The sequence below is a fragment of the Streptosporangium minutum genome, from assembly GCF_002149035.1.
Taxonomy (GTDB): domain Bacteria; phylum Actinomycetota; class Actinomycetes; order Streptosporangiales; family Streptosporangiaceae; genus Streptosporangium; species Streptosporangium minutum.
Genome location: NZ_NGFP01000176.1, coordinates 1 through 19,537, shown reverse-complemented (window position 1 = coordinate 19,537; position 19,537 = coordinate 1). Strand labels below are relative to the sequence as shown.

Genomic DNA, 19,537 nt, shown 5'->3' with positions numbered 1-19,537 from the left:
GTGGCGGTCGCGGTCGAAGAGCCTGCCGCCGATGATCCGCTCGATCCGCTGGAGCTGCGCCGAGAGGGCGGTCGCGCAGGCGGTGGCGACGGCGGCCGTGGCCAGCAGGGGGATTCGGCGCACAGAATTTCCTTTCAGGAAATGTCGTGAGATGCGCTGATCTTCGATGCCTGGCGGTAACACCCCGATCACGTGCAAGTGACAAGACGGCCCACCGGAACCGTGGGAGGGGGAGTAGTCACAGCTCAGCGGGTATCCATCACCTCGCAGTGATGGAAAGTGGGATGGGGGCATAGGCTCGTCCGGTGAGCCTGGAACTACGGCACCTGCGTGTCTTGTGTGCCATATCGGACACCGGCAGCCTGACCCGGGCCGCGCCCCTCCTGGGCACCACCCAGCCCGCCCTCTCGGCGCAGCTCCAGCGGATCGAGCGGATCATCGGCGGCAGGCTCTTCGACCGCGACCGCCACGGCGCCCGCCCCACCCCGCTCGGCGACTTCGTGCTCGCCCGGGCCCGCACCGTGCTGAGCGGCATGGACGAGCTGCTGCTCGGGGCCGCCGCCCGCCCCGCCGACGGCCCGGTACGGCTCGGCGGAGTCGACGGGCCGATCCTGGTCGGCCTGGTCGACCGGCTCGGCGACCTGCTCGGCGGCCGGGAGATCACCTCCTACGCCGATGCCGCGCCGCGGCTGCTGTGCGACCTGGTCGCGGCCCGGCGCCTGGACGCCGCCGTGGTCGTCGACTACGTGGGTCACGAGCTGCCCCCGGTCCCGCCGCTCCGCCAGGAGCAGGTCGCCGCCGAGCCCGTGTTCGTGGCGCTGGCCGGCGGCCACCCCCTCGCGGGCCGTTCCGAGCTCGACCTGGCCGACCTGGCCGGGGAGGCATGGGTGCTGTCGCCGTCCGACGGGGGCGGCTGGCCCGAGTGCTTCCGCACGGCGTGCCATCGGGCCGGATTCGTCCCGCACGCGCCGCACCAGGCCGCGGACGCCTGGACCATCAGGGAGATCGTCATCTCGGGCCGGGCCATCGCCCCCTGCCGGGCCACCTTCGCCGAGAGCGCAGGTCTGGTCATCCGCCCGCTGCGCGGCGACCCGCTGGTGATGCGGCACCTGCTGGTGTGGCATCCGCAGGGAGGGCTGGCCGCCCACGTGCCCGCCGTACGGGATCTGGCGGCGCGGGTGTTCGCCGACCACGCCCGGGAACGCCCCCGATACCGGGAGTGGCGGAGCAGGTGACGGTGCCGGTGGGCCGTCCCCGATGCCGGGTGGCGCAGCCGGTGACGCTGCCGGAGGGACGCCCCGATGCCGGGTGGCGGAGCCGGCGACGGTGCCCCGGCCGTCCGGGGTGCCGGGGTGGCGCAGCGGGTAACGTTCCCCGGGTGACTGTCCTTCTGCCCGGTGTCGCGCTCACCGACCACGTCTTCACCGTCCCCCTCGACCACGCCGACCCCGGCGGCCGGGTGATCGAGGTCTTCGCCCGCGAGGCGGTGGACCCGGCCAAACATGATCAGGACCTGCCGTGGCTGGTCTTCCTGCAGGGCGGTCCCGGCGGCAAGGCGCCGAGACCGGTGGCGGCGGACGGCTGGCTGGGGCACGCGCTGAAGACCCACCGGGTGCTCCTGCTCGACCAGCGGGGGACCGGCCGCAGCACCCCGCTCAACGCCAGGACGGTGACCGGGACCGACGCCGAGCTCGCCGCCCGTCTCCGGCACTTCCGCGCCGACGCGATCGTGGCCGACGCCGAGCTGATCCGGCGCGAGCTCTGCGGCGACCGGCCGTGGGAGACCCTCGGCCAGAGCTACGGCGGGTTCGTCACGCTGACCTACCTCTCCCGGGCCCCCGAGGGGCTCAAGGCCTGTTACGTGACCGGCGGCCTGGCCGGGCTGGACGCCACCGCCGACGACGTCTACTCCCGCACCTACCCCAGGGTCCGCGAGAAGGTGGACCGCTACTTCGCCCGCTACCCCGGCGACTCCGCCCGCCTGGACGCGATCGCCGCCCATCTGCGCCGCGAGAAGGTCGAGCTGCCGGACGGCGACGTGCTGACCGTGCGCCGCCTGCAGAGCATGGGCCTGTGCCTGGGGATGAGCGACGGCGCGGAATACCTGCACTGGGTGCTGGAGGAGGCCTGGAACGGCGAGCGGCTCTCCGACCTGTTCCTGTACGAGGTCATGATGGCCACCGGCTTCGTCGGCAACCCCCTCTACGCGGTCCTGCACGAGTCGATCTACGCCCAGGGGGGCGCCACCGCCTGGGCGGCGCACCGGCTGCTGCCCGAGGAGTTCGCCGAGGAGGCCGAGCCGCTGCTGCCCACCGGAGAGATGATCTACCCCTGGATGTTCGACGAGATCGCCGCCCTCCGCCCGTTCAGGGGCGCCGCCGAGATCCTCGCCGCCGCCTCCGACTGGCCCGCCCTCTACGACCCGGTACGGCTGGCGGCCAACCGGGTCCCGGTGGCCGCCGCCGTCTACTACGACGACATGTACGTCGACGAGGGCCTGTCCATGCGGACCGCCCGCGCGGTCGGCAACGTGCGGACCTGGGTGACCAACGAGTGGGAGCACGACGGCGTCCGCGTCTCCGGCGGGCGGGTGCTGGCCCGCCTGATGGACACGGTCAACGGCGTCCACGGCTCCTGAGAGCACGCCCGGCCGCCCCCGCCGCCGTGCACGTCCCGCCGCTCCGGCCGCCATGACGGCGGGGCGGCCGGGCCGGCGCCCGCTGGGATCGCGGGGGCGGGGAGGCCGCTGTCCGCCGGGTCCCGRAGGCGGGCGGGTCAGAGCCCGTAGGACTTCAGGGCGATGGCGCTCGCCGTCCTCCGGGCGCTTTTGGCCATCAGCCCCTTCCCCGGCAGGTACGGCAGCAGCCGGTAGTGCTGGTTGAGGAACCAGGCCATGAACCGGATCTCGGGGACCATCCACCTGCTCACGCCCTCGCCTGACTTCTGGCATCCCGTGGCGTAGTCACGCATGGCCTCCTCGTAGCGGGCGAAGCCCACGCGGTGGTTGCCCCCGGCGGACGCCAGCTCCCCGGCCAGCACGTAGGCCCCGACCATGGCCAGGCCGGTGCCCATGCCCGACAGGGGCGAGGGGCAGCAGGCGGCGTCCCCGAGCAGGACGGCCCGGCCCTGGGACCAGCGGTCCATGTGGACCTGGCTGACCGAGTCGAAGTAGAAGTCCGGCGCGTCCCACATGCTCTTCAGCAGCCGGGGAGTCTCCCAGCCGATCCCGGCGAACGCCTCGGCGAGGATCTTCTTCTGCTGCTCGCCGTCGCGGCGGTCGTAGCTCAGCGGGGGCGAGCCGAAGTAGAACATGGCCTTCGCCTCGGTGTTGTGCCGGGCGCTGTACACGGAGGTGAGCTTGCCGGGGGTGCTGTAGGCGTGCCCGCTGTACTCCAGCCCGAGGTGGTTGGCGGTGGTGAAGATCGCGCAGTACAGGCCCAGCTCCTTCACGTACCGCGACTCCGGCCCGAACGCGAGCGAGCGCACGTTCGAGTGCAGCCCGTCGGCCCCCACCACCAGGTCGAACCTGCGCGGCGCCCCGCGCTCGAAGGTGACGGTCACGCCGTCGGCGTCCTCGGTCATGGAGGCGATGGAGTCGCCGAAGACGTACTCGGTGTGCTCCCTGGTCGCCTCGTGGAGGATGCGGGCCAGGTCGCCGCGGAGGATCTCGACGTCACCGGCGAAGAGGTCGGCGGGCATGCTCGCCAGCTTCCTGCCGGCGCTGTCGACGTAGGACATCGCGCCCATGCGCGTCCGCGCGCGCCGGACGTCGGCCAGGATGCCCATCCGCTCCAGCACGGTGAGGTGCGCCTCGCCGCGGAAGTCGACGGCGTAACCGCCGTCGCGCAGCGTGGGCGCCCGCTCCACCACGGTGGGGTTGAAGCCGTGGCGGCGCAGCCAGTAGGCCAGCGCCGGGCCGGCGACACTGGCCCCGGAGATCAGGATGTCCTTGTTCTTCGGCTCCGTGAGCCGCGATGTGGTGGTCATGTCGGCGAGCATGTCCGAGGGCCCTCACCGGAGGCTCACCGGCGCTCACCGGCCCTCACCGAAAGCTCACCGGAGCTCGCCGCGGGGGCCGGCGCTCGCCGCGAGCGCCGGCGCCTCCTTCGCGTCCTCACCGCGAGCGCCGGCGCCTCCTTCGCGTTCTCGCCGCGAGCGCCGGGGCTCACTGCGGGGAGGGAGCGCGGGATTCCACGGGCCGCTCAGGGACGCCGGACCATCTCGTAGCCGGCGACGGCGTTGATCGGCGACGCCTGGATGACGGCCTCGGGCACACCGGCCAGGCGGAGCGCGTCCTCCTGGGACAGCCCCGCGCCCCGGCGGTGGGCGGCCTCGTACGGCTCCTCGCCCAGGGCCGCCCGCGCGGTGGCGGCCGTCCGGGAGACCTCGGGATCGTCCTCGGTGAGGGTCCCCCGCAGGCCGGCGGCCGCGCCGAGCAGCAGGGCCGCGGCCGGCGCGTCGCCCTCCAGCAGCGCGAGCCCCGCCAGGGCCTCGACCGCGCGGACGCTCTCGACGATCGATCCCGCCGCCGTCGCGACCTCGACGGCCTGCCGGTGCAGGGAACGGGCTCCGTCCAGGTCGCCGGCGGCCTCGGCGACCTTGCCGAGGCCGAAGAGGGTGGCCGTCCGGTTGCCCGCGCTCTTCACCCAGTGCGTCTCGAACCGTTCCATCGCCTGCTCGTACAGCCGGCGCGCCCCGGCCGGGTCGCCCTCCAACCGCGCGATGTCGCCGAGGCCGCGCAGCGCCCCGGCCAGGTAGGTGGGACTGCCCGCGTGGCGCGCAATCTCGGCCGCCCGCTCGTAGTCGGCGCGCGCCTCCGCGAGACCGGCACCCGCCGCGTCCGGTCCGTCCCGCCCGGCCAGTGCGGTGCGGACGCGGTGGTCGCCCCGGTTGCAGAGCAGGTCGGGGAGGTCCTCGACCGCGCCCAGCTGCTCGGTGAGGGCGAGGGCCTCGTCGATCAGGGCGATCGCCTTCGAGGGGTCGCCGTACAGGCCCGCCAGGCCGGCCAGCGCGTCCAGGGCCAGCGACGTCCCCCACCGGTCGCCGAGCGAGCGGAACGCGTCGGCGGCCGAGGCGAACTCGTGCTCGGCCTGCGCCAGGTCCCCGGCGGCGAGCTGCGGGTATCCCCAGAGCAGATGCACCACGGCCCTCTCCCACGGGTCGGACCCGACCTGCCCGCGAGCGATCACCGAGAGCGCGGCGCGCGGGTCTCCCGCACCGGCGTTGATCATCGGCCAGAGGAAGGTGATGACCGGGTGACGGCGTGGCCGGTCCGGGTCGACGACGATCGACTCGGCCGTGGCCCGGTGGCGCTCCCACGCCTCCCGGCCGGCCTCGCCGGCCGCCGCCGTCAACGCGCAGAGCACGTACTCGTCGCCGAGGTCCGGAGGAGGGCTGCCGCCGATCATGTCCAGGAGCGCGACCGCCTGCGCCGTCACCGAGGTGCGCATGCCGCGCATCCAGAAATATGACGATAACGAGGCGAGCAGTCTGAGCGCGAGCTCCACCTCTCCCGCCTCCACGGCCCAGCGCAGCGCGGCCAGGAGGTTCTCGTGCTCCGAGGCCAGGATCCCCAGCCACTCCAGCTGCCCGGAACGCCGCAGGCGGGGATCCGCGGTCTGGGCCAGTGCCAGGAAGTGCTCCGCGTGCGCGCGCCGCAGCGCGCCGGACTCCCCGGCCGCGTCCAGCCGCTCGGCGCAGAAGGCGTGGATCGTGTCGAGCATGCGGTAGCGGCCGTCGCCGACCTCCAGCAGCGACTTGTCGGCGAGCCAGTCCAGCACGTCCCCGGCGTCGGGTCCCCCGCAGACCCGCGCCGCCGCCTCGGCGGTCGCGCCGCCGGAGAAGACAGTCAGGCGCCTGGCCATCGTCTGCTCGGCCTCCGACAGCAGATCCCAGCTCCACGCCACGACCGCGCGCAACGTCTGGTGCCTGGCCTCGGCCGTACGGCTGCCCCGCGACAGCAGGCGGAAGCGGTCGTCCAGGCGGGAGGCGAGCTCGGCGAGGTCGTGCGTGCGCATTCTCGCCGCCGCGAGCTCGATGGCCAGCGGCAGGCCGTCGAGAGCCTGGCAGATCCGCCGTACTGCCTCGGCGTCGGCGCCGTCCACGACGAAGCCCGGCCGTACGGCGGCCGCCCGGTCGGCGAAGAGCCGCGCGGCCGGGGCGGGGGCGAGCGGGCGGACCGGCCACAGGTGCTCGCCGGTGATGGCGAGCGGCTCCCGGCTCGTCGCCAGGATGCGCAGCTCCGGGCAGCCCGCGAGCAACCGTCCGGCCAGCGTCGCGACCGCCTCCACGACGTGCTCGCAGTTGTCGAGGACGAGCAGCGGCGGCCGGTCGGCCAGCGCGGCGATCAGCCGGGAGGTGGGCGTCGTCCCGGCCGGCATGGCCAGGAGCCCGCTCTCGCGCAGGCCGAGCGCGCCGAGCACGGCCAACGCCGGCTCCGGCCCGTCGCGCAGCGGCGCGAGCTCGACGAGGCACACGTCGGCCCGGCGGTCGGCGACCTCGAACGACAGCCGGGTCTTGCCCGCGCCGCCGGGACCGATCAGGGTGACCAGGCGTGCCGTGCCGAGCAGCTCGGTGACCTTGGCCACGTCCTCCGCGCGGCCGACGAAGCTCGTCAGCTGCGCCGGGAGCGAGGGAGTCTCGAACGGGCGTCCGTCCCGGGGTGCGGCCTGGTGGGGCGCGGGGGTCTCGAACGGCCGCCCGTCCAGCGGCGGGGCCCGGTGGGGTGCGGGAGTCCCGGGCGGCCGCTCGCCCCGGAGCAGGGTCCGGTGGAGCGCGGTGAGTTCGGCCGAGGGGTCCGCGCCGAGCTCCTCGGCCAGGAGCCGCCGTGCCCCCTCGAAGGCGACGAGGGCCTCGGCCTGCCTGCCGTCGGCCCGCAGCGCCCGCATGAGGAGGCCGTGCAGCCTCTCCCGCAGGGGGTGCCGGCCGACCAGCTCCCGCAGCTCGGGCACGACGGCCCGATGCCCGCCCCGCCGCAGGTCCGCCTCGATCCGGTCCTCCAGGGCGCCGGCCCTCCGCTCCTCCAGCCGCAGGACCCGAGCCTGGACGGAGCCGGCGTCCGCGGCGTCGGCGAGCGCGGGGCCCCGCCACAGGCCGAGGGCCGCGCGCAGGAGCGCCGCCGCCTGCCCGGGGTCCCCGGCCTCCAGGGCCCGCCGTCCCTCCTCGGAGAGCCGCTCGAAGCGGTGGGCGTCGACGTCGTCGGGATCCACCGCGAGCCGGTAGCCGGCGGGGAGGAGCTCGATCGCGACCTCCCGCCCCAGGTCCCCGCGGAGCCGGGACACCTGGGACTGCAGGGCGTGCGCCGCCCCGGCCGGCGGCCGCCCGCCGTAGAGGTCGTCGACGAGACGGTCGGCCGTCACCACCTCGCCGGGGTGGGCGAGCAGCAAGGTCAGCAGCGCCCGCCGGATCGGTCCTCCGGCGGTCGCCTCGCTCCCGTCGTCACGCCACACCCGTGTGGCGCCCAGGATCCCGAATCGCATGGGGACGATTGTCCCCGCTCACCCGGGGAGCGGGGAGCCTCAGGGGCTGGGGAGCTCGGTCAGCGGCAGCCGTACCTGGAAGCGGGTGTCGCCCGGCGTCGACTCCACACGCAGGTCGCCGCCGTGCCGGCCGGCGACGATGCGGAAGGAGATGTCCAGACCCAGCCCGGTGCCCTCGCCGACGGACTTGGTGGTGAAGAACGGCTCGAAGATCCGCTCGCGCAGGTGCTCGGGGACGCCGGGGCCGGTGTCGCAGATCTCGATCAGGGCGATGGTGTCGTGTTCCAGGCGGGTGCGTACGGTCAGCGTGCCGGTGCCGGCCATCGCGTCCAGCGCGTTGTGGATCAGGTTGGTCCACACCTGGTTGAGCTCTCCGGCGTAGCCGGGGATCGGCGGCAGCTCCGGGTCGTAGTCGGTGGCCATGCTGATCCCGGGCGGGATCTTGCCCCGGAACATGGTGAGCGTACTGTCCAGCAGCTCCCGGACGTCCACGGTCTGGTACGGCGCGCGGTCCATCTGGGAGTACTGCTTGGCGGAGGCGAGCAGCGAGGAGATGCGCTCGGTCGCGTCGGTCACCTCGTTCAGCATCTGGTTGATCTCGATGGCGTCGGCGAGCCAGCGCATCGCCCCGGACAGGTGCTCCTGCCCGACCGCGTCGCGGACCTTCTCCACTCCGCCGGCCTTGAACCCGGCGGCGACCAGCGCCGGCGCGAGCTCCCAGCCGTCCGCCACCCCGGCCTCCTCCAGCTCGTCGCCCAGCTCGTCCTCGGCGTCGGAGATGTCCAGCGGGGACCGCGCGGGCAGGCTCGCGGCCTTGTCCGTGCAGCCCTCCTGCAGGTCGATCAGCGCGCGCAGCCGTCCGGCCGAGATGCCCGCCTCGGCCAGTGAGGCGAGCTGCCGCCGCGCCGAGCGGACCTTCTCCCGCATCTCGCCCACGGCCCGTACGGCCGCCGCCGCCGGGTTGTTGAGCTCGTGGGTGAGGCCCGCGGTGATCGTGCCGAGGGCGGTCAGCCGCTGCCGCCGGTCGATGATCTCCCGCTGGGCGAGCCCGCCGAGACGCACCCCGTCGAGCAGGTGGACCGCCATCGGGAACCACTCGCCGATCATCAGGCCGTACTTCTTGGCAGGAAGCACGAAGAGCCGCGAGGGCTTGGTCGCGCGCAGCGAGTGGGCGTAGGTGTCCGGGGCCCGGTCGCCCAGGTAGGCGGAGGTCGCTCCGGCGTAGACCCCGCGCTGGGAGGTGGGGGTCATGGTGACCACCCCGGCCGGGGTCTCGGTGGACATGACGACCTCGCCGTCGATGAGCACGAGGAAGCACTCGGCCGGGTCGCCCTGCCGCACGATCAGCTCGCCGGCGCCGAACTCCCGCTCCTCGCCGTGGGAGGCCAGCCACTCCAGCTTCTCGTCGTCGAGTTTCTCGAAGAGGAACAGCCCGCGCAGAACATCCGTGCTGGTCATGAGACCTCCTTCGTCACCCATGGCCCAGGTGCCGAGGCTGCCGGGGCCCTCGCTCCGTCCGGTCACGCCTTCTCCAGATAGCGGTGGACCAGTGCCACGGCCATCGCGCCCTCGCCGACCGCGGAGGCGACCCGTTTGATCGAGTCGGCGCGGACGTCTCCGGCGGCGAAGACTCCGGGCACGTTGGTCTCCAGGTGGTACGGCTCGCGCCGGAGCGGCCAGTTGCGGGGGCGGCTCTCGGCGGAGGTCAGATCGGGCCCGGTGAGGACGAAGCCCTTGGCGTCGCGCTCGATCGTGTCACCGAGCCAGTCGGTGAACGGCTCGGCGCCGATGAAGACGAACAGCCACTCGCTGTCGACCGTCCGCTCGCCGTCCGGGCCCTTGAGCGTGAGCCGCTCCAGGTGCTCGTCGCCCTCCGCGCCGACCACCTCGGTCCCGGTGTGCACCTCGATGTTCGAGATGTTGGAGATCTGCTCGATCAGGTAGTGCGACATGGACCTCTCCAGCCCGTCGCTCCGGACGATCAGATGGACCCTGCTGGCGTAGCCGGACAGGTAGACCGCGCCCTGCCCCGCGGAGTTGGCCGCGCCGACGATGTAGACCTCGCGGTCCCTGCACTCGGGCGCCTCGGTCACGGCCGCGCCGTAGTAGGTGCCCCGGCCCACGAAGTCGTCCAGGCCGGGGGCCGACAGCCGCCGGTAGGAGACCCCGGTGGCCAGGATCACGGTGTGCGCGGCGATGCTGCTGCCGTCGGCGAAGCCGACCACCCGGGCCTGGCCCTTGACCTCCAGGCTGGTGACCGTGCGGGCGGTGAGCAGCTCGGCGCCGAACTTCAGCGCCTGGCGGCGGGCCCGGTCGGCGAGTTGGGCGCCGGAGACGCCGTCGGGGAAGCCCAGGTAGTTCTCGATGCGGGAGCTCTGCCCGGCCTGCCCGCCGGAGGCGTGCTGCTCGACCATCACGGTGCGCAGCCCCTCGGAGGCCCCGTAGACCGCCGCGCCGAGCCCGCCGGGGCCGCCGCCGATGACGATCAGGTCGTAGAAGTCGGTGGCCGGGGCGGTGGACAGGCCGACCGCCGCGGCGAGTTCGGCGGTGGTCGGGGCGGTGAGCTTCGTGCCGTCCGCGGTGATGACCAGCGGCAGCTTGGCCGGGCTGATCTCGCACTGCTCGCCGGCGGCGGCCAGGAGCTGCGCGCCCTCGGGGTCGTCGGCCAGCATCCAGTGGTAGGGCACCTGGTTGCGGGACAGGAAGTCGCGGATCTTGTAGGACCTGGCCGACCAGCGGGCTCCCACCACCCTCAGCTCGTCGGACTCGCGCCGGTCGGCCCGGTGCCAGGCGTCGAGCAGGGCGTCCAGGACCGGGTAGAACTTCTCCTCCGGCGGGTCCCACGGCTTGAGCATGTAGTGGTCGAGATCCACCACGTTGATCGCCTGGATGGCCGCGTCGGTGTCGGCGTAGGCGGTGAGCAGCACGCGGCGGGCATAGGGATACAGATCCATCGCCTGCTCCAGGAACTCCACGCCGTTCATCTGGGGCATTCGGTAGTCGGCGAGGATCGCCGCGACGTCGTCGCCGCGCAGCCGGAGCTGGCGGACGCTCTCCATTCCCGCGACCGCGGTGTCGGCCCGGACGATGCGGTAGGAATGGCCGTAACGGCGTCGCAGATCGCGCGCCACGGAACGTGAGACGCCCGGATCGTCGTCGACCGTCATGATGACCGGCTTATCCATGACCTGCCTTCCCCCGAAATAAGACAAACTCTATCGAAGGATGTCACATCCCCTGTCAGGGCTCAGTCTGCCGGAAGCTCGGGGGCGGGGCATCCGGCCGCGCGGAGCAGGGCGGCCGGACGGCCGCGGCCGGCGCGCAGCCGGGTGAACTCCGGATCGCTGGTCCAGAACTCGCGCAGCGACTCGTGCCCGACCCGGTCGGCGATGATCTGCAGGGCGATGTCGTGCCTGATGTACTCCACCGCCATCAGGACCACGGCCGGGTCCTCGGTGTAGACGCCCCAGGCCGAGCCGCCCAGGAACCCGCCTATCAGGGCCTCCCGGCGGTCGGCCGCGACGACCAGGAGGCGGCAGCCCAGGTTCTCCATGATCACATCCGGGGTGGAGAACCGGTGCTCGTACAGGTGCCCGACCACGTCCTCGGCGGGGCCGAAGTGCATCACCGAGGCGTCGACCCCCCGTCCGACCGCCCGCCGGACCAGCGGGGACAGCTGTTTCATCTCCTCGGGCCAGATCGACAGGAACAGGTCGGTGCGCGCGGCGGCCACCACGTCCTCGGCGCGGGCCAGCAGGGCTCCGGCGTCCTTGAGGTTGTGGATCAGATGGGCCTCGGGCGGCGCCACGATCGTGGGCAGCGAGGCCTGCAGTGACTCGATCGAGTCGTCGAACTCCCGGCGCATGCGCTCCAGCAGCGACCGGGGCGGCAGCGGCAGGTAGTCGGTGGCGTCCTCGGAGCCACGCACCTCGTAGGCCGCGCCCTTGGCCACCAGCTTGCCCAGCGTCTCGTAGACCGTGCTGCGCGGCACGCCGGAACGCTTGGCCACCTCATAGCCGTTGAGCGGCTGCCCGGAGCCGACCAGGGTGACATAGGCCTTGGCCTCGTAACCCGACATGCCCAGGCGCTGCAACTGTTCTACTACGTCCCGCATCGCAGTCATGCTACGGCGCGGGGCGGCAGTTTTGCGTTGTCCTAAAGCACCTAATTCGGCTTTGTATTTATCATTCTGGAGCGCTAGCCGGTGAAATGGCCGCCATGGGCCGGCCGGCCTGGGGATGAATGCCCTTACTGCGAGTTTCCGCAGAAGCCGAATCGGATTCATTATGCGGGACCGCGCGCCCGCCGGCGAGTCCTCGGGGCTCCGTGCGGGCTGTCGAGGGACTTCGCGCGGGCTTTCGAGGGACTTCACGCGCTCCCCGGGCCCCCGGGCGGCGGGGCGAGGCGGGTGTCCGCACCGGCCGGACACACCCAAGACAGCCGAAACGTATCGTCTCGTTCAGGTGTACAAGGGAACGCCGGAGGCCGCGGCCACCCCCGGCAGGGTGGTCGCGGCCTCCGGCGCGTGTCGGATCAGACCTGGCCGGCCTTCTCCAGGGCGGTGCAGCAGGTGTCCACGATGAGGCGGGTCACCAGGTAGGGGTCGACGTTGGCGTTGGGGCGACGGTCCTCGATGTAGCCCTTCTTCTCCACCTCGACCTGCCACGGGATGCGGACCGAGGCGCCGCGGTCGGAGACGCCGTAGCTGAACTTGTTCCACGGAGCGGTCTCGTGGTGACCGGTCAGGCGCTCCTCGATGTCGGCGCCGTAGTGCTTGACGTGCTCCTCGGCGTTCGCGGCCAGAGCCTCGCAGGCGGTGATGATCGGGTCGTAGCCCTCACGCATCGCCTTGGTGGAGAAGTTGGTGTGCGCGCCCGCGCCGTTCCAGTCGCCCTTCACCGGCTTGGCGTCGAGCGTGGCGGCGATGTCGAAGTCCTCGGCGATGCGGTAGAGCAGCCACCGGGCGATCCACATGTGGTCGGAGACCTCCACGGGACCCGCCGGGCCGACCTGGAACTCCCACTGGCCGGGCATGACCTCGGCGTTGATGCCGGAGATCGCCAGGCCGGCCTCGAGGCAGAGGTCGAGGTGCTTCTCGACGACGTCGCGGCCGAAGACCTCGTCGGCGCCGACGCCGCAGTAGTAGCCGCCCTGCGGGGCGGGGAAGCCGCCGAGCGGGAAGCCGAGCGGGCGGCCCTCCTTGAAGAAGGTGTACTCCTGCTCGATGCCGAACCACGACTCCTGGTCGGCGTACCTCTCGGCCACCTCGACGAGCGCGGCGCGGGTGTTGCTGGCGTGCGGGGTCATGTCGGTGTCGAGGACCTCGCAGAGCACCAGCACGTTGCTGCCGCCGCGGATCGGGTCCGGGCAGGTGAACACCGGCTTGAGCACGCGGTCGGAGGAGCCGCCGTCAGCCTGGTTGGTGCTGGACCCGTCGAAGCCCCAGATCGGGAGGTCGGCGCCGTCGGCCAGGACCCTGGTCTTGGAACGGAGCTTGGCGGTCGGCTTGGTGCCGTCGATCCAGATGTATTCAGCCTTGAAGGTCATCGGCGGAGTCCTTGAGGAGGGGAGAGGTTTGCTGCTCTCAAAGACTCGCAAGTCGCGATTTCGCATCTGTTGCCCGAATGTGAACAGGATGTTACTCAAGCCCGTTTCTCCAGGCAGAGGCTGTGCGAAAAGTTCGCACAGGCCTCTTGCGGGGCTGTGAGCTGCCCGTCCGCCCTCCGCGCCGCCGGGACGTCAGCTCTCGGGGACGCCGAAGAAGCGGGCCGAGACGGATTCGTGGGCGAGACGGCGCAGGATGTCGAGGACCCTGCCGTGCACGACGGTGCCGACCACCAGGGCCTCGACCGCGGCCTCGCGGGGGCCGTCGATGGGGATGGTGCCGATCTCGTGTTCGACGACGAGGTCGATGGCGGCCGCGGCGTAGGGGCGCAGGGCCTCGCCGGTGGCGGGCATGCCGAGCCGGTCGAGGGTGAGGATGGCCTGGGCGAGCTCGTCGCGGGTGGGGGCGCCGGGATCGATCCGCCAGCCGAGGTCGGCGATCAGGCGGTCGGCCTCGGCGCGGGCGCGCCGCCACTCCTCGTCGTCTTCATGGGCCTCGACGGCGGGGGCCAGGGCGTAGTGGGCGGTGCCGAGCACCTTGTGCATGCCCAGGTCCTCGTCGTCGACGGCGGCGATCACCTTGCGGATGGACGCGATGGACAGCCGCCCGACCTCCAGCAGCGCGCGGATCAGCCGCAGCCGGCGGACATGGCCGACGTCGTACTCTGCCCGCGTGGCGGAGGTCTGCTCTCCCGGAGGGAGCAGGCCCTCGCGCAGGTAGTACTTGATGGTGGGGATGGGGACGCCCGACGCGGCGCTGAGCTGGGATATCCGCATTATTGGATAGTACAGCTAGCCAATGACTCCGGGGTGCGCGTCCCGGAGCCGGGGCCGTCCGGCCCGCCTCCGACGGTCACCGGCCGGTGCCGCCGCCGGCTCACGCCTCTCTCCGGAGCGAGGGGCGGACGTCGATGACCGTCATACCCGCGGCGAGTGCGGCGGCCACCCCCTCGTCGGTGTCCTCGTAGGCGACGCAGGTGCGGGGGGCGGCGTTCAAAAGCCGTGCCGCCAGCAGGTAGACGTCGGGGGCCGGCTTGCCGTACCGGACGTCGTCCCTGGTGACCACGGCGTCGAACAGCGGGCGCAGGCCGGTGGCGCGCAGGGTCTCCTCCACCGCCTGGCGCGCCCCGCCGGAGGCGACCGCCATCGGCACCCGGTCGCGGTGCGCCTCGGCGACGGCGGCGACCTGCGGGTGCGGCACGACGGTGTGGATCAGCCACTGGTAGGCGTCGAGCGCCGCCGCCCGCACCGCCGGGTAGTCCAGCTCCGCGCCGGTCTCGGTCTCCAGCTCGGCCAGCAGGCGGTCGGCGGACAGGCCGGTGCGGGCCCGGTACCACGCCGGGTCGAGCTCCACCTGCCAGTCCGCCAGGGCCGTCCGCCACGCGGTCTCGTTGGCCGAGGTGGTGTCGACGAGGGTGCCGTCGCAGTCGAAGACGAGAGCGGCGTACGGCATGGCGGGCCGGAGTCGTTGATCGAGCATGATCGCCTAACGCGTGATTGTGGATCTTCGGAAGCCTACCGCGCCGTGTACCGAGCAAGCGCTTGCCTAAGTGACGGGCGCGGGCTAGCGTGACGGGCGAGCGCCGCGCGCCTCCACGGCGTCCCGCGGCCCACGGACGTCGCTCGCCGGAGCGGATCGCGCCCCGCCCCGGCGAGCGACCCGACCTCCTCAGGAGTCGTATGCGGGGCAGGGCGGCCGTCGCCGGCATCGGGATGACGGCTCTGACGCGGAGATCCGGCAGGACCGAGCTGGAGCTCGCGGTCGAGGCGTCCCGGGCTGCGCTGGCCGACGCCCGCATGGAGGCCGGGCGGATCGACGCCGTCCTCAGCTACCACATGAACGACTCCGTCCCGGTGGTCCAGGTCGCCAGGGCGCTGCGGATCGAGAGGCTGGGCTGGCACAACGACATCACCGGCGGCGGCACCCAGGCGGCCTCCGTCCTGGGGGACGCGGCGATGCTGATCGCCGCCGGCGTCGCGCGCAACGTGCTGGTCTACCGGGCGTTGAACGGCCGCTCCGGCACGCGCATGAACACGGCCTCCACCGGCCCGCAGGAACGCTTCACCATCCCCTACGGCATGGCCGGGCCGATCCCGATGTTCGCCCTGGCCGCCCAGCGCTACCTGCACGAGACCGGTCTGACCGAGGAGCACCTGCACGCGGTCGTCGCCCAGTCCCGCGACAACGCCGCGGCCAACCCGCGCGCCCTCCGCCGCGACCCGCTGTCCCTGGAGGACTACCTCGTCAGGCCGTACGTCTGCTCGCCGCTGCGGACCGTGGACTGCTGCCAGGAGACCGACGGCGCCTGCGCGCTGGTGATCCGTGACGCGCGGCTCGCGCCGCGGGCCCCCCGGATCCACACCGTGGTCAGGGGAGGCGGTCCCGGCTGCTCGTCCATGGACCGCTCGCCCGACGTCAGCGCGATCTTCTCCGCCCATGTCGCCCCGATGCTGTGGGAGGCCTCGGGCATGCGGGCGGCGGACGTGGACGTCGCGCTGCTCTACGACGCCTACTCCTGGCTGGTGCCCCGGCAACTGGAGGACTTCGGCCTGGCCGGACGGGCCGAGCTGGGGGAGTTCCTGCTCCGCCGCCGCCACGCCACGGTCAACCCGCACGGCGGCCTGCTGTCCGAGGGCTACGTGCACGGGCTCAACAACGTGGCGCAGGCCGTACGGGAGCTCCGGGCGGGCCGGGGGACGGCGCTGGTGACCGGGTTCGGCGGCAGCTACGGCAGCGCCGCGCTCCTCGTCCGGCCCGACTGAGCGGTCCGACCCGGCTGAGCCCGGCCCGGTACGGCTGAGCGGTCCGACCCGGCTGAGCCCGGCCCGGTACGGCTGAGCGGCCCGGCCCGGGTGAGCCCGGCCCGGTACGGCTGAGCGGCCCGGCCCGGGTGAGCCCGGCCCGGTACGGCCGAGCGGTCCGGCCCTGCCGAGCGGCCCGGTCCGGCATGGCTGCGCCCGGTCCGGTATACGGCCGGGCGGCCCGGAACGGCCGGGCGGGTCCGATCGCGGCGACGCGGGGTCTCCAGGGGGTTGACCGGGGACCGTACTTAAGAATAATTTTCACCCAACCGTTGGACGGGTGAAAGGAATGCCTGTGGCAGTAGGGGCACTCGGACGCATTCAGACCGAGACACCCGCGCTGCCCGAGGCGCTGCGCCGGGTCGGCGAGGCCATCTTGGCCGACCCGGCCGGAGCGGCCCGATCCACGATCATCGCGCTCGCCGAGCGGAGCGGCAGCTCGCCCGCCACCGTCACGCGGTTCTGCCGGGTGTTCGGCTTCGCCGGATACGCCGGGCTGCGGGTCGCGCTGGCCACCGAGACCGGCCGTGCGGCGCAGGCCAACTGGGACGCCAACGTGGGCCACGAGATCGGCCCGACCGACCCGCTCGACGCGGCGATCGGTGTGATGGCCGCCGCCGACTCCCGCCTCATCCAGGAGACCGCGGCCCAGCTCGACGTGGCCACCGTCGCCAGGATCGCCGACGCGATCGTCGCCGCCCGGCGGGTGCTGATCTTCGGGGTCTCCATCAGCGGCGGTGCGGCCGGCATGATCGGCGGACGCCTCCGCAGGATCCGGGTGCCCTGCTGGAGCCACGCCGACGCCCACGAGGCGATCGCCGACGCGGCGCTGCTGACCGAGGGCGACGTCGCGATCGGGATCTCCCACCGGGGACGGACCCGCGAGGTGCTGGAGTCGCTCGCCGAGGCCGGGGACCGGGGGGCGCTGACCGTCGCCGTCACCTCCTTCGCCCGGTCCCCGCTGGCCGAACTGGCCGACCTGGTGCTGACCACCGCGAGCCGGGAGACCACCTTCCGGCTGGGCGGCCTGGCGGCCGTCCACTCCCAGCTCTTCGTTCTCGACGCCGTCTACGTCGCGGTCGCGCAGCGCACCTACGAGCAGACCAACGAGGCGTTCGAGCGGACGATCCGAGCGCTCGAAAGCCATCGCGTGGAGAGGAGTTGACCGTGGATATCGGCGCCGCCGACTACGTCCATGAGGTGAAGGCCCTGGTGGACGGGGTCTTCCAGACACAGGGGGTCGCGGTCAGGCAGGCCGCCGGCCTGATGGTCGGTTCGCTGCTCGACGACGGGGTGGTCCAGGCCTTCGGCTCCGGCCACTCCGAGGCGATCGCGATGGAGATCGCCGGCCGGGCGGGCGGGCTGGTCCCCACCAACCGGCTCGCGCTGCGCGACGTCGTCCTGTACGGCGGAAGCCCGGTGGAGGCGCTGCTCGGCGCCCCCGGCGAGCTGGAGCGCGACCCGAAGATCGCTCAGCGGATCTACGACCTGGCCCCGGTCCAGCCGCAGGACGTGTTCGTGCTGATCTCCAGCTCCGGGGTGAACGGCTCGGTGGTGGAGCTGGCCTCCATCGTCAAGGACAGGGGACACGGCCTGATCGCCCTGACCTCCGTCCAGCACAGCACCGCGATGACCTCCCGCCACCCCTCGGGCCGCAAGCTGCTCGACCTCGCCGACGTGGTGCTCGACAACGGCGCCCCGTACGGCGACGCGGTCCTGCCGCTCCCGGACGGCGGCTCGTTCGGCGCGGTCTCCACGATCACCTCGGCGCTGCTGGCCCAGATGATGATGGCCGAGGTGGTGCGCGGCCTGATCGAGGCCGGCCGGACCCCGCCGGTCTACCGCTCCGCCAACGTCACCGGCGGGGACGAGCACAACCGGGCACTTGAGAACCGCTATGCCGGAAGGATCCGGCGAGGTGCCTGACCACCCCCCTGCAGGAGGAAGCATGACTCATCTGTCCCGGCGCGAGCTTCTGCGCAGCGCGGCCCTGGCGGGGCTCGCCCTGCCGGTCCTGTCCGCGTGCGCCAGTCCCGCGGGCGGAGGCGGCGCCTCCCCGGCGGCGCCGGCCGCCGGGGCCACCAGCGCGGCCAACCCGCTCGGTCTCGCCGAGAGCAAGCCCCTGGAAGTCTGGATCTTCGACGGCGGGTTCGGCGACTCCTACGCCAAGGACATCCACGAGCCGCTGGTCAAGGCCAAGTTCCCCAAGCTGGAGATCAAGCACAACGCGACCAAGGAGATCGCCAAGACGCTCCAGCCGCGCTTCGCCGGCGGCAACCCGCCGGAGTTCGTCAACAACTCCGGCGCCAACGCGATGGACTTCGGGGCACTGGTCCAGGACGGCCAGCTCGCCGACCTCACACCCCTGTACGACGCGCCGAGCTGGGACGACCCCGGCGTCAAGGTGCGCGACACGATCGACCCGAACGCGATCGAGCTGGGCAGCTACGACGGCAAGCCGTACGTCCTCAACTACGCCAACACCGTCTGGGGCGTCTGGTACTCCCAGAAGCTCTTCGAGGCCGAGGGCTGGCAGCCGCCCAAGACCTGGGCGGAGTTCCTGGAGCTCTGCGAGACCATCAAGAAGTCCGGCAAGACCGCGCCGTTCACCTACGCGGGCAAGCATCCCTTCTACATCTACGAGGCCATCCTCACGCTCGCCGCGAAGATCGGCGGCAAGGACGTGCTGAAGAACATCGACAACCTGGAGGACGGCGCCTGGCAGGCCGAGCCGGTCAAGCAGGCCGCGACCGCCTTCGCCGAGCTCGGGGCCAAATACCTTCTGCAGGGCACCGCCGGCCTGGACCACGTCCAGACCCAGACCGCCCACAACAAGGGCCAGGTCGCCATGCTGCCCTGCGGCTCGTGGCTGGAGAACGAGCAGAAGGACTCCACCCCGGCCGACTTCGGCTACGCGATGTTCGCGCTGCCGGACTTCGGCACCTCCGACGCCCTGCCGTACGGCACGCTGCACGTCCAGCCGGGGGAGGAGTACATCGTCCCGGCCAGGTCGGCCAACCCCCAGGCGGGTCTGGAGTACATGCGGGCGATGCTCTCCAAGGAGGGCGCCGGCAAGTTCATGGAGCTGGTCTCCACGCTGACCGTCGTCAAGGGCGCGGGTGAGGGGCGCACGCTCAAGCCGGGCCTGAAGAGCGCCTCGGCCGCCCTGGACGCGGCGGGCGACAACGCCGTCTGGTTCCTGTTCCGCAAGTGGTACGCCGAGATGCACGACGAGGTGGCCGCGGCGACCGGGCAGCTCATGAACGGCAAGCTGACCGTCGACCAGTGGATCGAGCGCGCGCAGAAGAAGGCCGGATCGATCAAGAGCGACTCTTCGGTGAAGAAGTTCAAGAGGTAGCACGGTGAACTACGGCAGGATGCGGTTCGTCACCGGGTTCCTCGCGATCCCGGTGGCGCTCTACGTGATCTACGTGATCGCCCCCTACGCGCAGGCCTTCTACATCGCGTTCACCGACTGGCGCGGGGTGAACGCCAATCCGCGGCTCGTGGGCCTGGAGAACTTCCAGAGGCTTTTCGACGACAACGTCTTCTGGAAGGCGGTGGGGCACAACCTCATCCTGCTGATCCTGATGCCGCTGCTCACCATCGGCATCGCGCTCTTCTTCGCCTTCCTGCTCAACGCGGGCGGGCGG

14 protein-coding genes and 1 pseudogene are annotated in these 19,537 nt (G+C 72.5%); 7 read left to right on the top strand and 8 right to left on the bottom strand.

Going from position 1 to position 19,537, the window contains the following annotated elements:
• The first annotated feature begins 305 nt into the window (after positions 1–305).
• Together CA984_RS30365 and CA984_RS30360 are read left to right on the top strand one after the other, a co-directional pair.
• On the top strand, positions 306–1,235 hold the full coding sequence (locus CA984_RS30365; RefSeq protein WP_086576928.1) for a LysR family transcriptional regulator: 930 nt from the start codon (positions 306–308) through the stop codon (positions 1,233–1,235).
• Positions 1,236–1,378: 143 nt separating this feature from the next.
• Positions 1,379–2,638: an alpha/beta fold hydrolase gene (locus CA984_RS30360; RefSeq protein WP_086576927.1), complete on the top strand. Its 1,260-nt coding sequence runs from the start codon at positions 1,379–1,381 to the stop codon at positions 2,636–2,638.
• Positions 2,639–2,775: 137 nt separating this feature from the next.
• Here the strand turns inward: CA984_RS30360 and CA984_RS30355 are convergent, their stop codons facing one another.
• The 8 genes from CA984_RS30355 to CA984_RS30320 form a co-directional block, all read right to left on the bottom strand.
• Positions 2,776–3,987: an FAD-dependent monooxygenase gene (locus CA984_RS30355; protein WP_108724633.1), complete on the bottom strand. Its 1,212-nt coding sequence runs from the start codon at positions 3,985–3,987 to the stop codon at positions 2,776–2,778.
• A 215-nt stretch (positions 3,988–4,202) separates the two neighbouring features.
• Complete coding sequence (locus CA984_RS30350) at positions 4,203–7,478, bottom strand: AfsR/SARP family transcriptional regulator (RefSeq protein ID WP_086576925.1); 3,276 nt, start codon at positions 7,476–7,478, stop codon at positions 4,203–4,205.
• Positions 7,479–7,517: 39 nt separating this feature from the next.
• Positions 7,518–8,936 carry an ATP-binding protein gene (locus CA984_RS30345; RefSeq protein ID WP_086576930.1) on the bottom strand — a complete coding sequence of 473 codons (1,419 nt, stop codon included), beginning with the start codon at positions 8,934–8,936 and terminating at the stop codon, positions 7,518–7,520.
• Between the two features lie 62 nt (positions 8,937–8,998).
• Positions 8,999–10,663, bottom strand: coding sequence for an NAD(P)/FAD-dependent oxidoreductase (locus CA984_RS30340; RefSeq protein ID WP_086576924.1), 1,665 nt, complete (start codon positions 10,661–10,663; stop codon positions 8,999–9,001).
• A gap of 62 nt (positions 10,664–10,725) precedes the next feature.
• The gene (locus tag CA984_RS30335) at positions 10,726–11,592 is read right to left on the bottom strand and encodes a TrmB family transcriptional regulator (protein WP_086576923.1); all 867 of its coding nucleotides are present in this window, start codon (positions 11,590–11,592) and stop codon (positions 10,726–10,728) included.
• 419 nt (positions 11,593–12,011) lie between these two features.
• The gene (gene glnII, locus CA984_RS30330) at positions 12,012–13,025 is read right to left on the bottom strand and encodes a glutamine synthetase (RefSeq protein ID WP_086576922.1); all 1,014 of its coding nucleotides are present in this window, start codon (positions 13,023–13,025) and stop codon (positions 12,012–12,014) included.
• A gap of 192 nt (positions 13,026–13,217) precedes the next feature.
• Complete coding sequence (locus CA984_RS30325) at positions 13,218–13,859, bottom strand: MerR family transcriptional regulator (protein ID WP_086576921.1); 642 nt, start codon at positions 13,857–13,859, stop codon at positions 13,218–13,220.
• A gap of 100 nt (positions 13,860–13,959) precedes the next feature.
• Positions 13,960–14,562 carry an HAD family hydrolase gene (locus CA984_RS30320; protein WP_086576920.1) on the bottom strand — a complete coding sequence of 201 codons (603 nt, stop codon included), beginning with the start codon at positions 14,560–14,562 and terminating at the stop codon, positions 13,960–13,962.
• A 200-nt stretch (positions 14,563–14,762) separates the two neighbouring features.
• Here CA984_RS30320 and CA984_RS30315 point away from each other — a divergent pair, with 200 nt between their 5' ends.
• The 5 genes and pseudogenes from CA984_RS30315 to CA984_RS30295 form a co-directional block, all read left to right on the top strand.
• Positions 14,763–15,845 (top strand): thiolase C-terminal domain-containing protein, encoded by a 1,083-nt coding sequence (locus CA984_RS30315; RefSeq protein ID WP_086576919.1) that lies wholly within the window; start codon positions 14,763–14,765, stop codon positions 15,843–15,845.
• 328 nt (positions 15,846–16,173) lie between these two features.
• Positions 16,174–17,049 carry a MurR/RpiR family transcriptional regulator gene (locus tag CA984_RS30310; RefSeq protein WP_086576918.1) on the top strand — a complete coding sequence of 292 codons (876 nt, stop codon included), beginning with the start codon at positions 16,174–16,176 and terminating at the stop codon, positions 17,047–17,049.
• A gap of 2 nt (positions 17,050–17,051) precedes the next feature.
• A complete protein-coding gene (locus CA984_RS30305) occupies positions 17,052–17,810 on the top strand; it encodes a sugar isomerase domain-containing protein (protein WP_086576917.1) in 759 nt (252 codons plus the stop codon).
• A 22-nt stretch (positions 17,811–17,832) separates the two neighbouring features.
• Positions 17,833–19,242 carry an N-acetylglucosamine/diacetylchitobiose ABC transporter substrate-binding protein gene (gene ngcE, locus CA984_RS30300; protein ID WP_165781471.1) on the top strand — a complete coding sequence of 470 codons (1,410 nt, stop codon included), beginning with the start codon at positions 17,833–17,835 and terminating at the stop codon, positions 19,240–19,242.
• Positions 19,243–19,246: 4 nt separating this feature from the next.
• Positions 19,247–19,537, top strand: a pseudogene (locus CA984_RS30295) (sugar ABC transporter permease); the annotation flags it as partial.